Origin of the sequence: Actinomadura madurae (assembly GCF_900115095.1) — a bacterium.
GTDB lineage: Bacteria > Actinomycetota > Actinomycetes > Streptosporangiales > Streptosporangiaceae > Spirillospora > Spirillospora madurae.
In genome coordinates, this window is the sequence record NZ_FOVH01000007.1 from 314,360 (window position 1) to 328,754 (window position 14,395).

The 14,395-nt window shown below is 71.0% G+C and carries 12 protein-coding genes; 9 read left to right on the forward strand and 3 right to left on the reverse strand.

What is annotated here, in order from left to right; all coding sequences use genetic code 11:
- The first annotated feature begins 25 nt into the window (after positions 1-25).
- The 6 genes from BM339_RS21645 (at position 26) to BM339_RS21670 (ending at position 5,626) form a co-directional block, all read left to right on the forward strand.
- A complete protein-coding gene (locus tag BM339_RS21645; protein ID WP_021595044.1) occupies positions 26-262 on the forward strand; it encodes a hypothetical protein in 237 nt (78 codons plus the stop codon).
- Positions 263-442: 180 nt separating this feature from the next.
- Complete coding sequence (locus BM339_RS21650) at positions 443-1,354, forward strand: LLM class flavin-dependent oxidoreductase (protein ID WP_075022011.1); 912 nt, start codon at positions 443-445, stop codon at positions 1,352-1,354.
- 35 nt (positions 1,355-1,389) lie between these two features.
- Positions 1,390-2,385 carry an LLM class flavin-dependent oxidoreductase gene (locus BM339_RS21655; protein WP_021595042.1) on the forward strand — a complete coding sequence of 332 codons (996 nt, stop codon included), beginning with the start codon at positions 1,390-1,392 and terminating at the stop codon, positions 2,383-2,385.
- A 91-nt stretch (positions 2,386-2,476) separates the two neighbouring features.
- Positions 2,477-3,931 carry a methyltransferase domain-containing protein gene (locus tag BM339_RS21660; protein WP_075022012.1) on the forward strand — a complete coding sequence of 485 codons (1,455 nt, stop codon included), beginning with the start codon at positions 2,477-2,479 and terminating at the stop codon, positions 3,929-3,931.
- Between the two features lie 123 nt (positions 3,932-4,054).
- On the forward strand, positions 4,055-4,561 hold the full coding sequence (locus BM339_RS21665; protein ID WP_075022013.1) for a 2OG-Fe(II) oxygenase: 507 nt from the start codon (positions 4,055-4,057) through the stop codon (positions 4,559-4,561).
- A 6-nt stretch (positions 4,562-4,567) separates the two neighbouring features.
- Positions 4,568-5,626 (forward strand): peptidogalycan biosysnthesis protein, encoded by a 1,059-nt coding sequence (locus tag BM339_RS21670; RefSeq protein WP_021595039.1) that lies wholly within the window; start codon positions 4,568-4,570, stop codon positions 5,624-5,626.
- Here BM339_RS21670 and BM339_RS21675 read toward each other — a convergent pair.
- A complete protein-coding gene (locus tag BM339_RS21675; protein WP_075022014.1) occupies positions 5,572-7,818 on the reverse strand; it encodes a lantibiotic dehydratase in 2,247 nt (748 codons plus the stop codon). The two genes, BM339_RS21670 and BM339_RS21675, sit on opposite strands and share 55 nt — an antisense overlap.
- Before the next feature lie 165 nt (positions 7,819-7,983).
- On the opposite strand from BM339_RS21675, the gene BM339_RS21680 reads away from it, so the two are divergent.
- Genes BM339_RS21680 through BM339_RS21690 form a run of 3 tightly spaced genes read left to right on the forward strand, consistent with a single transcriptional unit; the run spans position 7,984 to position 10,621 of the window.
- Positions 7,984-9,018, forward strand: coding sequence for an ABC transporter ATP-binding protein (locus BM339_RS21680; protein ID WP_021595037.1), 1,035 nt, complete (start codon positions 7,984-7,986; stop codon positions 9,016-9,018).
- A complete protein-coding gene (locus tag BM339_RS21685; protein WP_021595036.1) occupies positions 9,015-9,839 on the forward strand; it encodes an ABC transporter permease in 825 nt (274 codons plus the stop codon). Before BM339_RS21680 ends, BM339_RS21685 begins: the two co-directional genes overlap by 4 nt.
- Positions 9,836-10,621, forward strand: coding sequence for an ABC transporter permease (locus tag BM339_RS21690; RefSeq protein WP_024935938.1), 786 nt, complete (start codon positions 9,836-9,838; stop codon positions 10,619-10,621). Before BM339_RS21685 ends, BM339_RS21690 begins: the two co-directional genes overlap by 4 nt.
- Before the next feature lie 36 nt (positions 10,622-10,657).
- Here BM339_RS21690 and BM339_RS21695 read toward each other — a convergent pair whose 3' ends face one another.
- A complete protein-coding gene (locus BM339_RS21695) occupies positions 10,658-11,719 on the reverse strand; it encodes a GNAT family N-acetyltransferase (RefSeq protein WP_021595034.1) in 1,062 nt (353 codons plus the stop codon).
- The gene (locus tag BM339_RS21700; protein ID WP_075022015.1) at positions 11,712-14,357 is read right to left on the reverse strand and encodes a type I polyketide synthase; all 2,646 of its coding nucleotides are present in this window, start codon (positions 14,355-14,357) and stop codon (positions 11,712-11,714) included. Before BM339_RS21700 ends, BM339_RS21695 begins: the two co-directional genes overlap by 8 nt.
- Positions 14,358-14,395: the final 38 nt, after the last annotated feature.

The window sequence follows — 14,395 nt, forward strand, 5'->3', positions numbered from 1 at the left end:
ATTCGACGGCGCGAGGTCGTCGCCGGTGCTCGGCCAGGTCCACATCCGCGCCCGTCTGGGCTGCCGGGACATCAAGGCGTTCATCTCGGAGAAGACCGATCAGCAGAAATGGCGCAAACGGCGTGGCACGGCAGGCGGGCGCCCGGTCGCGTGCGGCTCCCCCGCCTACGTCAAGTCCTGGCTGCGCGACCTCGCCCGAGATTTACCGGACACGGTCTGGTGGCAGGGCTTTCACGATCGGCGGCAGATGCTCTGGTCATGATGGTCGCCCGCTTCTCCTCGCCCGATGTCCACAGGCGGCCGGTGGCAGCAAGCTGCCGACCGTTTCCTGCCAGCGCGCGCGGATCGGAGCCGGCGGTCGCTTCGGTGAAACTGGGGAGCCAGCCCTTTCAAGATCGATACCGGTTCCCAGCCCCGAGGAAATCGCGGGAAGTGATGCGACATGACGTTCGCGCGACGGCCGCTCATCGTCTCGCCGCGGTATTTCAGCGCCGGCGAGCTGATCAAACGGGTCCAGACCGCCGACCATATCGGCGTCGACGAGATCTGGCTCGAGCAGCAGCCGGATCAGCGGGACGCGACCGTTTTCGCCGCCGCCTACCTGAATGCCGCCCCCACCATCAGGGTGGGCACCGCCGTGCTGCCGGTGTATGGCCGCCATCCGGTGTCGATGGCCCAGTCGGCGGCCAGCCTGGCGGAAGTGTCCGGTGGCCGTTACATGCTCGGCCTCGGCTTCAGCCACCAGTTCATCAACGAGTTCGTGCTCGGCTACAAACAGGGACCGCCCATCCGGGTAATGCGCGAGTACCTGTCCATCGTGCGGGAGCTGACCACGACCGGATCGGTCGACTGGGACGGCGAGGTCTTCACCGCCCACGCGCAGTACACCAGTCCGCGCCTGCCGGTGCCGTTCTACCTCGCCGCGCTCCGGCCGCAGATGATCCGGCTCGCCGTCGAGTTCTGCGACGGAATTCTCCTTCTGCTGTGCTCGCCCCGCTACATCCGGGAGCACGTCATGCCCGCCGTGCATGAGGCGTGCGCCGAATTCGGCAAGAGCGCGGACGAATTCCGCGTGCTCGTCAATCTCCCTGCTTACAGCGGAAGCGAGGTGGCGGAGCACCGGGCCCAGTGGGCGAAGTACGTGACGTCTTACCGGATGCTGCCCTACTACCGATACGTCCTGGACATCAATGGGAAGCACGACCCGGAGGTCTTGTCATTGATCGGAAGCCGAGAAGAGATCCAGGATCGGCTCGGTGAGTACCGGACGAGCGGATGCGTGCCTGTACCGCAGCCGATCGGCGCGTCCCTCGACGAGTTCGCGCAGACCGTCGAGGACTGCTTCCTGGACTGAATCCCGACCTGGCCCACCGACCTCCAGGAGCTCAGATGGTCACCCTGTACTGCACCGCACCATGGGTGCGAGAGCGAACGCCGGACGGCCTCGACCACCTCAACGAGGTGCCGAAGTGGGCGGAGCGGGCCGGCGTACGCGGCCTGCTGCTGTTCACCGACGGCGAGTCGATCGACCCGTGGGCGGCGGCCCAGTACATCGTCGAACGGACCGAGGAACTCGTGCCGCTCGTCGCGGTACAGCCCGCATACCTGCACCCGTACAGCGCGGCCCGATTGGTCACCACCATGGGCACCCTCTACGGGCGCAGGGTCGACCTGAACCTGATCACCGGAGGCTACCTGCCGGAACTGAACGCCTACGGCAGCTTCCTCAAGCACGACGAACGCTACGAGCGGCTGCTCGAATACGGCACGATCATGGGCAGGCTCCTCGGCGGCGAGCAGTCTTACACGCACCGCGGGAAGCACTACGAGTTCATCGGTGCGACACTGCGCCCCGCCTTGCCGGAGGGGTTGGCGCCGCGGATCTTCGTCGCGGGGAACTCGCCGGCCGCCGTGAGGACGGCGGCCGCGCTCGACGCCACGAGGCTCACCTACCCGCACCCGCCGTCGGAGTACGACGGCGGCTCCGTCCCGTCCGGCAGCACGGGAATCCGTATCGGCATCATCGCGAGGGAGACGAGCGCCGAGGCCTGGCGCATCGCCCTCCGGCGCTATCCCGAGAATCCGGCCGGCCGGACGATGCGCGAGTTCACGGCGGGCAACTTCGACGCCGACTGGCACAGCGACCTGTGGAAGGCCTCCGGCCGCCCGTCGGACGCCGCCGGGGCGTACTGGCTACGTCCGTTCCGCCTGGTGCACGAGTTCTGTCCGTACCTGGTCGGCAACTACGAAGAGGTCGCGGAAATCCTCCTGCAGTATTTGCGGCTGGGCGTCACCACGGTGATCCTGCACTGCCCGGAAGCCGAGGAGGACGTGTTCCACGCCATGGCGGCGGTACGGCGAGCGGAAGACCTCGTTCCCTCATGAGCGGCCCCGCGAGCCTCAGCCGGGCGGTACCGCAGCGGCACCCCGGGTGCGTCAGCGGGCTCACGGCGACCGGCACGAGGAGGGCGCAGCGGTGAGCGACCTCCGGAAGGCGGCGTCCGGCACGCCGGCGCCGGACGTGGACGACCTTGTCCGTGCGGTGCTCGACGTGTGGTCCGCGGTGGTGGACCCCGGCGCGGTCCATGCCGACGTCACCATGGTCCAGGTCGGCCTGACGGTGGACGATGCGGTCGAGATCGTGTCGCTGCTGAACCAGTGGCTCGGATCGAACCTCACCGTCGAGCTGCTGTTCGCGTTGCGCACTCCGCGCCGGATCGCGGCGGTGCTCCGATCACGAGGAGTCGTACCGCCGCCCGGCGGCCGCCCGGCGCCCACCGCGGCGGCGTCGGATGGAACGGGGGCCGAGTCCGCGCAGGGCTGGCAGGGCTACTGGGAGACCACCTACCGGTTCTCGGGCGCGAACGCCGAGGACGGGTTCAACACGGCCGGCTGGTTCAACCACGACACGCCGACGTCGATACCTCCGCAGCACATGCGGGAGTGGGTGGACACCACGGTCCGGCGTCTCGACGCGCTGTCGCCGCGGCGCGTGCTCGACATCGGGTGCGGCGCCGGTCTGATCATGAGCCGGCTGGCCGCACGCCGCGACCGCTATCTGGGCCTTGACTTCTCGCTTGAGGCGATCGAGCGCGCACGGAGGCTGACCAGCGCCGACCCCGCATTGGCCGCCGTCGAGCTGCTGCACGCCGACGCGCGCTCGGCCGGCCGGATCACCGGTCCCTTCGACCTGGTCCTGCTCAACTCCGTGATCCAGTACCTGCCGAGTGTCGAGCATCTCTACGAGGTCATCGGCAGTGCGACCCGCGCGCTGGCCCCGGACGGGGCGTTCTTCCTCGGCGACATCGTCAACCGCGACCTGTCCCGTACGTGCCAGGTGATGAAGCTGGCGACCGGCGGCCCGGCCGAAACGACCGCCGGGGAGTTTCGGCGATCGGTGCGGGCGGCCATGGCGCGGACCACCGAGCTGCACCTCGCCCATGCCGACCTGGACCGGATCGCGAGCAGCCTGGGGCCCGGGTTCTCCGTGCGCACCCTGGTCCGGCGGGGACGAGCACCGACCGTGATGAACAGGTTCAGGTTCGACGCTCTGCTGTCCGCCACCGGGCGGGACGCCCGGGCGGCGGAGCGGCGGCTCGACTGGCGGCCGGAAGGGCCCTCGCCACTCGAGACGCTGACGGCCTGCCTCGACGATCGGGTGGAGAGCCTGGTCTTGCGATCGGTTCCGGACGCGCGCACCTGCCACGCCGTGCGGCTCGCCGAGGAGATCGACGCCGCCGCCGAGCACGAGACGCTCGGCCGGATCCGGCGGCGGGTCGTCCGGACCGAGTCCGTGCACCCGGAGGACGCATGGGCCCTGGGCGAGGCGCGTGGATACGGGGTCGCGGTGTCCCCGAGCGCGTCGATCGGTCACGTCGACATGGCGTTCGCGCTCGGCCGCGACGAGTGGGCGGCCGCGAGCCTGCGATGAGCTCCGGCGAGGTGTCCCCGAATTCGGCGACGTGCCCGCACCGGACCGGCCCGGACACGATGAGAAGAAGCGATGAAACGAGGAAAAATGCAGAATGTGTCGCAATCGGCACGTTCGTTCCCGATGTACGTCCAACGCGAGCTGATGACGCGGGAGGAGTGCCGCGAGCTCCTGTACACGGCGGACGCGTTCGACCTGTGGGTCGACTACGAGGTTCCGGAGGACGCGGTCGGGCACGTGGTGCGGCAGAGCATCTTCGATCTCCGGACGCACTTCGACGACCTCCACGAGCGGACGCTGCGCTTCCTCGCGGACGTGAACGACGAGTGCTGGGGATTGGCCCTCGACGGCTGGCACCAGCCGTTGCGCGTCGCGCGGTATCTGCCCGGCTACCGCCACGACTGGCACACCGACTACACGGACGCCGACGCGAGCAAGCTGGCCTTCTCGATGCCGCTCAACGACGGTTACCAGGGCGGCGAGCTCCAGATCCTGGAGGCGGAGCCGATCGACCAGAAGATCGGCCAAGCGGTCGTCTTCCCCGCGTTCCAGGGCCACCGTGTCACCCACGTGACCGCCGGCGCCCGCTACACGTTGCTCGGCTGGCTGACCGGTCCCCGGTTCGTGTGAGGCCGGATGCCACCGGTCGTCGAACTGCACACGTCCATCGCACAACTGCGCGCCCGGCACTCCGAGCTGCCCGTGGCCGATCAGAATCTGCGCGAGCTGGAACGGGTCGAGCGCCTGCGGCGGTTCAGCTCCATGACCACCATGTACCTGACCGCGCGCACCCGCTCGGGCGTGCACGGTCTGCTGCCGCTGTACCCGACATCCCGGTCCGCGCTGCCTGAAGAGACCGTCGCGCGATTGTTCCAGGAGGAGACCGACCCCGCGTGGCGGTCGATGATGTTGATCGGGTCGGACGCCACCGCGCCGAACAGCCTGGTATGCACGCCGGACACGGCGGCCGCGCTGGTCGAGGAGGCAGTCGCCATCAGTGTCCGCCACTCACCTGACCTGGTCTGCTTCCCGCATCTGAGCGACGCGCAGCACGCCGCGGTCCGACCATGTCTGGGAGCAGATCCCGAGTTCAGCGGGGAACGCGAGGAGGCCTACTTCGACCTCCGGTACGGCTCGTTCGACGAGTACGTCATGTCGCTGCCCAGGCAGCGCCGATCCCACATCCGCCGGGAACGCCGGCTGTTCCGGGAGTCCCGCGTCACCCTGCGCGAGCTGCCGCCGGCGGAGGTCGTCCACCTGGAGCCCTACCTGACCGGAGTGGAAAGCCGGTACGGGGTGCCGCCCCGGCCGGAGCTCCAACGGCTGTACCTGCGCACCACGGCACAAGCCATGGGCGACCGCGGCACCGCGCTGGTGGCGTCCGTGGCCGACCGGCCCATCGCGTTCACCACCCTGTGGGATCTCGGCTCCGTGTGGCGTACGCGGGTCTGGGGATGTGACGACACGCATCCGCTGGTCCGCGAGGCGGCGGTCTACTTCAACCTCATGTACTACGAGCCGATCATCCGGGCCGACGCGGCCGACGCGCGGCGGTTGTACGTCGGAACCGGAACGATCGAGGCCAAGACCCGGCGCGGGGCCAGGGTGCGCCGGCTGCGCAGTATCGGCTGGGCACCCGATCACGCCCGGTCCCGGGGCCGATCGACCGCGACGACCCTGAACTCGGAGGTGTAGCGCGCACCGCTACCGTCGCGCAACCACAGCTCGTCCGGCGCGGGCAGCATCTCCACCAGGTCGATCGGCGCGTCGGGCGCCGCGCCGCGGATCGCCCTGGCCAGATTGTCCACGAGCAGCGGGGCCGCGAAGTCCACATGGAACGGTTTGGCCGCCGCCGGGGTCCGCACGAAGACGTGCCGCGGCATGCGCGCCTGTTCGGCGAAGGCGCGCATCCGGTCGTGTCCCGGATCCTCGCGCCGCCGCGCCGGAGTCCCGAACTCGCCGGCCCGGAACCGCCAGCTCCGCCGGCACACGACCAGGTCCCCCAAGGCCACCCTGGGCGCGAACCGGCTCGGCGGCCGCAGCCGGAACAGGTTGACCACGAGCGCGGTGACGAACTCGCCGAAGCATTCGAGCACCGGCGCGGCCCAGCCGTCCCGCTCCGCCGTGGCCATCAGCCGCCCGCCGGCCTCGGTCACCGACAGCGCGGTCGCCGGCGTGCTGCCCGCACCGGACGGGTGGCCGTCGTCGGCACCGTACGACCAGTAGCGGTACCGGCCAGGCGGGTCCAGCGCGGGCGGCGGGTAGGTGCGCGGTCCGACTTCTGGCGACGAGTTGGGGTAGACGGGCATGACACGTCCCGGTGATGTGTCCGCGACGAGCGCCACCAGCTCCGACTCGTCGTCGGCCTGCGTGCGGAAGACCCGGCTCTCCAGGGTGTTGAGGGCGACGTGCAGTTCGCCGAGGACCCACCTCGCGCCACCACCGGCGCGGCGCAGCATCAGGTCGGGGCTATGGGTCAGCGCGGCGGCCCACAGCCGCCCGCTCGCGGGGAACAGCGTGTCGGCGCGGCGTCTGGCCTCCCCCACGTCGAGTTCGACGCCGGCCGCGCCGTCGGACAGGATCTGCGCCCAGCGCAGTTGGAAGTCCGCCACGACCGGGTCCAGCAGGTCGTTCCCCTGCGCCAGCACGTCGGCGGAGGCGAACTGAAGGTCGGCGAGCGAAACGCGGGCAGAGCCGGAACGCAGCTTGCGGTACCGCCGGCCCAACTCCTCCTCGACGGTCTCTCCCACCTGGCCCGCCAGCCACCTCGCGCTGTCGAGCAGGATGCCGAGCGGGGCCGCCAGACCGTCCAGCAGCTCCGCGCCCAGCTCGACGTCGAGATCGCGGCGGCAGTCGAGGTAGACCGGGGTCCGGCCCCCCGACGTCCGCCGCGGCACGGTGACGGCACGGTCACCGCCGCATGCCGCCACCCGCGTGCGGAGTCGGGCGAGCCGCTCGTGCAACGCCATGGCGCCGCTCGCCGAGGCCACTGCGCGGCGGTCCGCGTCCAGGGAGTCCAGTGTGGACAGCAACAGGTCGCGCTCGGCACAGTCGTCGGGCAGCGCGCGCACCTGGTCGCGGAGATGCCGCTCGGGGTGGGCGTCGAGTGGAACACGGAACCCGATCCGCACTATCCCCGCGCCGGCCAGCCGGTCCAGCGCCGCGACCGCGGCGGGTCCGAAGCGCGATTTCACCTCACCGACGGATCGAACCTCCCCCAGCACCCCCACGATCTCGGCCACCGCCGGGTCCAGCGGCACCGGGGGCCGGTGCGGCCGGAGAATCGACCCGTCCACCAGCGAGCAGGACGGGTTCAGCCGGACGGGAAGGTGGCGGCGCAGCGCGGGGTCGGCGGCCCAGGCCGCGGCGATCGCCTCGATCGCCCACACCTCGAAGAAGACCCCGGACCGCCGGACGCCGAAGCCGCCGGACACCGAGGTCGTGCCGGGCGACCACCGCGCCCAGGACACCGGGCCGAAGAACCCGATGGTGTCGTTCTTGGCGCAGTAGCGCTGCGCATAGCGGGCGATCAGCGCATCCCGTCGATCCATCCTGGACAGGCGGGGGCGTTCGCCCTGCGCCAGCGCGCGAACGTAGTCGCCGACCCAGTTGTCCATCGCGGGCGGGTTCTGCCACGCCAGGGCTCTCAGCAGGACGCCGTCCAGGAGCAGGCGGTCGACCGCCGTACGCGAGCGGGCGCGCAGTGCCGCGTCGCGCTCGGCTCCCGGAGGCATCGCCAGTTCGGCGGCGGCCGCCAGCGGGGCGAGCCGGTCGTACGGCAGGCCCGCCGAGCGCAGCGCGGCCAGCGGCCACATCGACCACCCGCGGTCGAGGTCGACCAGCCCGGCGCCCGGCGCGGCCGACGGTGCCGAGGTCACGGTGTCCATAGCCACGATCACCAGATGATGGACGTAGTACGACACCGCGACAAGTCACCGTTATCCGGGACCTGGCGGCCCGCTGCCCCGCGAACAGGTGACAGGTGACGGGCAGGCGCGGCCCGGAAAATGGGCACGTTCGGCAAACCATCGACGTTGCGAGCGGTACAGCCTGTGAACGAGATTCAGGAAGGCCGGTGGACACCGCTGCCGCGCGGCACGGCGTCCGGCGGCGGCCCGGCGATCACCGTTCGAGATCTTCGTAGGTCATTCACCGTCCCGGTACGCGACGCCGGCCTCGGCGCGGCCATCGCCGGCGTGGTACGCCGCCGCACCCGCCGGGTCCTCGCGGTGGACGGGGTCTCCTTCGACATCCATGCCGGCGAGATCGTCGGGTTCCTCGGCCCGAACGGTGCCGGCAAGACCACGACGCTGAAGCTCCTCACCGGCCTGCTGCATCCCACCGGTGGCCAGGTGCGGGTCCTCGGTCACGTACCGGCCCGGCGGCGCCCCGACTACCTGACGAAGATCACTCTGGTCGCGGGAAACCGCAACCAGCTGCAATGGGACCTGCCGGTCGACGACTCGTTCGAGCTCAACCGTGCCGTCTACCGGATCCCGCACCGGGACTACCGGCGCATCCGCGATGAGCTGGTCGAGGCTCTGGAGATCGGCCCCCTGCTGCGCAAGCCGGTGCGCAACCTGTCGCTGGGCGAGCGGATGAAGGTCGAGTTCACCGGCTCGTTGCTGCACCGGCCGGCGGTGCTGTTCCTGGACGAGCCGACGCTCGGCCTCGACATCGTGATGCAGCGGCGGATCCGGGCCTTCGTGGGCGGCTACGCCGCACGGCATGGCGCGACGGTGCTCATGACCAGTCATTACATGGCCGACATCGAGGCGCTGTGCCGCCGCGTGATCATCATCGATGGCGGGCGCATCCTGCTGGACGACCGATTGGCCGGCGTCGGTGCCCGGTTCGGGTCGATGAAGGAGGTCGACGTCATCCTGAACGGGCCCGCGGACCTGTCGAGGTACGGCCTGGTCACCCGGGTCGAGCCGGGCCGGGTCCGGCTCCGGATACCGAAACACGACATCGCTGCGGCAACCTGGCACCTGCTCGCCAACCACCCGGTCGTCGACCTGTCCATATCGGACCCGCCGATCGAGGATCTGATCGCGACGATATTCGCCAACCGGGGACGGCGATGACCCGGGTCGCGGCGCGCGTGCGCGCGCGGGCCGGCTTCTATCGAAAGTCCGTCGCCGTGTCGGCGAGCAAGGTTTTGCAGTACCGGGTCACCAACTACCTGCTGATAGCCATCATCGCCACCGAGAGCGTCATCTACCTCATGCTCTGGCAGGCGGTCGCCGCGGCCGGCGGTGGCTCCGTCGGAGCGTGGACCCACCGCGAGATCGCCGCCTACTTCGTCGTGCTGGCCCTGGTGCGCAACATGACCCTGACGTTCAGCCCGTACGAATTCGAGGGCCGGATCCGCAGTGGGTCCTTCGCCGCCGCGCTCCTGCGGCCGATGCATCCGATCCATGCCGACATCGCCGAGAAGGGGGGCGAGAAACTCGTCACCATCGTCCTGTGGCTCCCGGTCACCGCCGCGCTGGCCCTGGTGTTCCGACCGGAGCTGACGGTGACCGCGGTCGAGCTCGTGGTCTTCGTCCTCGCCCTATGGGGCGCGTTCCTGCTGCGCACGCTGTACCTGTGGCTGCTCGGCATGACCACCTTCTGGACCACCCGGGCTAGCGCGGCATTCGACCTGTTCCTCGTCCTTGAGCTGCTCCTGTCCGGCCGGCTCGTGCCCCTCTCGCTGCTGCCGCCGTGGCTCGCGGACATCGCGGAGTTCCTCCCGTTCCGGTGGGTGTTCGGATTCCCCGTCGAGTCGCTCGTCGCCGATCTGCCGGCGCGGGAGCTGCTCGCCGGGCTCGGCATGCAGGCGTTGTGGGCGGCCGCGGGTAGCGGCGCGGTCGCGCTCATGTGGCGCTCCGCGGTCCGCCGGCACACGGCGGTGGGGACATGAGGGCCCCGCGGTTGGCGCTGCTGATGCTCCGCGTGCAACTGCTCAACGAGCTGCAGTACCGCGCCAACCTCGCCGTGCAACTGCTGCAGAACGTGCTCGCGCTGGTCATCGGCGTCATCACGATCGACCTCGTGTTCAGCCATGTCGACGACCTCGAAGGCTGGAGCAGACCTCAGCTACTGGTCCTCTTCGGCGTCTTCACGCTCGTCGGCGGGCTCCTCCGGATGATCGTCCGGCCGGTGTTCGCCAGGCTGGTCGAGGACGTACGCGAAGGTGGCTTCGACTTCGTCCTGGCCAAGCCCGTGGACACCCAGCTGTGGGTCAGCAGCCGCGCGGTGGACCTGTGGCAGGGCATCGACGTCCTCTTCGGGCTCGGTGTCATCGCCTGGGCGACGACGCTCCTGCCGGCGCAGATCCGGGTCACCGACGTCGTGATGTTCTGCGTCGCGCTCCTCCTCGGCACCGTCATCCTCTACTGCTTCCTGTTCTCCCTGGTCACGACGTCGTTCTGGTTCGTGCGCACAGAGGAGATCGCCGAGCTGTTCCAGTACGTGTACCAGGCCGGCCGCTGGCCGATGACCATCTACCCCGGCTGGCTCCGGGCGGCCCTGACCTTCGTCGTACCGATCGGGCTGTCGGTCTCCCTGCCCGCCGACGCGCTCTTGTCGAGGCTGTCGGGGTACACGCTGCTCGGCGAGTTCGCCGTCGCGGTCGCCTTCGTCGCCTTCACCCGGTGGATCTTCAGGGTGGGGATCCGGAACTACACCGGAGCATCCGCATGAGTCAACGCTCCAGCGCGACTCCCCAGCGCTCACCGCTCAGCCGGTGACCGCGGACGCCCTCCGGACGGTCCACGAGTCCGCCGCCGCACCGAGCGTGGTCAACCGGCGCAGCCGGGCACCGCGCTGCCGCTTGGGCTCCAGCGCCTCGGTGCCGAAGTTCACCGATCGCACGCCGCGCTCGGCCGCCCGTATGAGCGGTTCGTAGAACACAAGGTTGAAGTACGCGCAGGTCCCGCTGGTCAGCTCGTAGTCGCAGCCCCAGCAGCGCACCGACCAGTCCGGCCCCTGTTCCCAGATCACCGAGAAGGCCACCGGCGTCCGCCCGCGGCAGGCGACCAGTGTCGTGCTCGAACTTCGCATCGCCAGCCCCGTGGTCAGCAGGTAGATCTCGTGGACCTCCAGCGCATCCCGGCTGCCGTACTTGCGTTCCACGTTGTGCAGCAGCGGTGCCAGCTCGCGGACGGCGTCGACCAGGGGCACCTCGAACAGCCGCAGCGGCGACGCCGCGAACCGGCGCCGCTCCCGCCGGAACTGCCGCCGCCGGGCGGGAAGCGACGCGACGTACCCGTCGAACGAGGTGAACGTGACGTCGACGATCGCATCGCAGGACGTGCTCCGCGCGATGGACCGCGCGGGCAGCACCGCCGCGACCGCCGGAGCGATCTCGTCCTCGAGCTGCGGGACGCACACGAAGTCCGCCCCGGCGGCGGCCGCGAGCTCGACGCCGCGCTCGAACAGGGCGCGCAGCACCTCGACCCGGTCGGGGCCGCAGGCGGTCACCGCATTGGGCAACGTACCGAGCGAGCCGAGGCACACGGCCTGCTCCCATCGCGCGCCGACGGGCCCGAACAGCTCCGCCGGGTCGACCGCCGAGCCGCTCCGCCGCGGCACCGGGTACACGGGAAGCAGCCCGCGGAGCCGGCCGCCTCGATCCGTCGCGACCACGTACCGCACCTCGCCGCCCTGCGCCGCGTACAGCCGCTCGACCCGGAGCAGCTCGCCGGCCACGTGCGGGTGCGAGGCCGGTCCCTCGGTGAACCCGGCCGTGATCGGCTCGACCTGGTCGACGACGGTCACCGACAGCACGGGCTCAGCCATCCGGGTCGATGGGGACGTCGACCCAGAACCGCCGCCGGTCGTACGGATAGCCCGGTGCCGCGATCCTGCGGTAGCCGCGCCGCCCGAGGTGGCGCCAGTAGCCGACCGGCTCACCGTCGAGCCACAGCCGCACGAGGACGCCATCGAGATCGGTGTGCTCGCCGCCGCCCGTTCCAGTGAACTGCAGGACCCGGGACCGCCGGCGGCGCAGGTCGCCGCGTTGGCCGAGCAGGGCACCGAGGGTCCGGTCCGGTCCGACCTCGACCACGGTGGCCGGGCCCGCGCCGAGCACCTCGGCCGCCGCGGCGTCGAAGTCGACCGGGTCCACGAGCAGGCGCGCCCAGAACTCGGCGGACGCCGCCTGCTCCGCGGTGATCTCCGAACCGCTCGTCCCGGACACCACCGGCAGGCGCGGTGGATTCGGTCCGAGCTCGGCCAGCATCGCCGGCCAGCGCCGCGCGACGCCGGCCATCGCCGGTCCGCGCATGGCATGCGCGCGGTGCAGGCGGCGGGTCGGGACATGGTTCGCGGTCAACCGGTCCGCCGCCGCGGCGATGGCGTCCGCCGGGCCGGAGATCTCCACCTGTCGCGGCGCGTTGACGGCGGTGACCGCCACACCGCCGGTGACCGCGGCGAGCACCTCCTCGGGACCCGCGGCAACCATGAGCGCCTCCCCGCGGGGCGCGTCCTCGGTCAGCCGCGCGAGCGCGGCCACAGCGCGCAGCCCGGGCTCGAAGTCGAGCACTCCGGCCACCGCGCCCGCCACGAACTCGCCGAACCCGTGCCCGAACAGGACGTCCGGCCGGACGCCCCAGTGGATCAGGCAGTTCGCCAGTGTGTACTCCAGCACGTACAGCAGCGGCAGCGCCGCGACCGGCTCGGCGAGTGCCGCCGCGTCGCCCTTCGCCCACAGGGCGCGCAGATCGATGTCCAGCAACGGCTCCAGCACGTCAAAGGCCGCGTCCGCGCCGGCGCGGAAGCTCGGCTCGCTCGCGTACAGGTCGCGGAACGCCGCCGGCCGCGGCGCATCCGGCCCGGGAAAGGCGAACGCGACCCGCCGCCCGACCCCGTCCGGCCGGAGCACGCGGGCCCGGTTCCGCAGACCCGCGGCGGCGTCCCCCGCGTCGGCGGCGAGCAGGGCGGCGCGCACCGGTTTCGCGGTGCGCCCCACCCGCAGCGAGTGCGCGGCGTCCGGGAAGTCCCGTTCGGCCAGCGAGTCGAAGTAGGCGGCCAGCCGGCCCCGCTGCCGGTCGAGGACCGCCTCGTCGACCGCCGACCACAAGATCACCTCGGTGCTCCGGCGATCCCGCGCGGGCGCCTGCGCGGGCGGTGCCTCTTCGAGCACGAGATGCGCGTTCGTGCCGCCGAACCCGAAGGAACTGACCGCCGCCCGCCGCGGCCACCCGTCCTCGGCCGGCCATGGCACGGTCTTCGTCGCCACGGCGAACGGTGACCGGGCCCAGTCCACGCGGGTGGTCACCGCGTCCACGTTGACGCTGGCCGGGATGCGCCGGTGGTGCAGGGCCAGCACGGTCTTGATCAGGCCGGCCACGCCGGCGGCCTGACCGAGGTGACCGATGTTCGACTTGACCGAGCCGATCGCGCAGTACTGGTGCGGCAGATCGTCCCCGCCGACCGCCCGGAAGGCGTCCACCAGGCCGGCGATCTCGATGGGATCGCCGACCGGCGTGGCCGTGCCGTGCGCCTCCACGTAGGAGATGGTGCGTGGATCGACCTCGGCGGTGCGCAGCGCGCGCTGGATGCACTCGGACTGGCCGGCGATGCTGGGAGCGGCGAAACCGACCTTCCTGTCACCGTCATTGTTGATGCCCGAACCCCGGATGACCGCGTACACGGTGTCCCGGTCGGCGATGGCGGCCGGCAGGGGCTTGAGCAGCACCGCGCCGACCCCGCTGCCGAAGTTCGTGCCGCTCGCGCTCTCGTCGAACGGGCGGCACACTCCGTCCCTGGCCAGGATGCCGCCCGGTATCGGAAAGTACCCCCGGCCGACCGGGAACTCGACGTCCACCCCGCCGGCGATCGCCATCTCGCAGTCGCCGGCCCGGATCGACTTGCAGGCCTCGTGCACGCAGACGAGGGACGTCGAGCACGCCGTCAGGACCGTCATGCTCGGGCCGCGCAACCCGAGCCTGTACGCCGTGAAGGTGGCCAGGTAGTCCGGGAAGTTGCCGAGATCGACGGCCGCGTCCCCGACCATGTCGACCAGGTCGGGCCGCCGGTCCACGTGGTCGTACCGGTAGCGGTTCACGTTGGCGCCGGCGTAGAGGCCGATGTGGCCGTCGTAGGTCGTCGAGTCGTAGCCCGCATGCTCGAGCGCGGCATGCGCGGTCTCCAGGAAGAGGCGATGCTGCGGGTCGCGGATCTGCGCCTCCCGCCGGGTCAGCCCGAAGTAGCCCGCGTCGAACGAGTCGGCCTCGTCGAGCAGTGGACGCCGCCGGACGTAGTCGGGGGCGTCGAGCCGCTCCTGGTCGACCCCGTGGGCGCGCAGCTCGTCGGCCGACAGGGTCGTGAGGCAGTCCCGGCCAGCGAACACGTTGTCACGGAACTCGTGGATATCGTTCGCGGCGGGAAACCGGCCTGCCATGCCGATGATGGCGATCGGATCAGGTCTTCCCATCGCAACTCCTCCGAGGCGGCGTCCCGACGGTCCGGTGG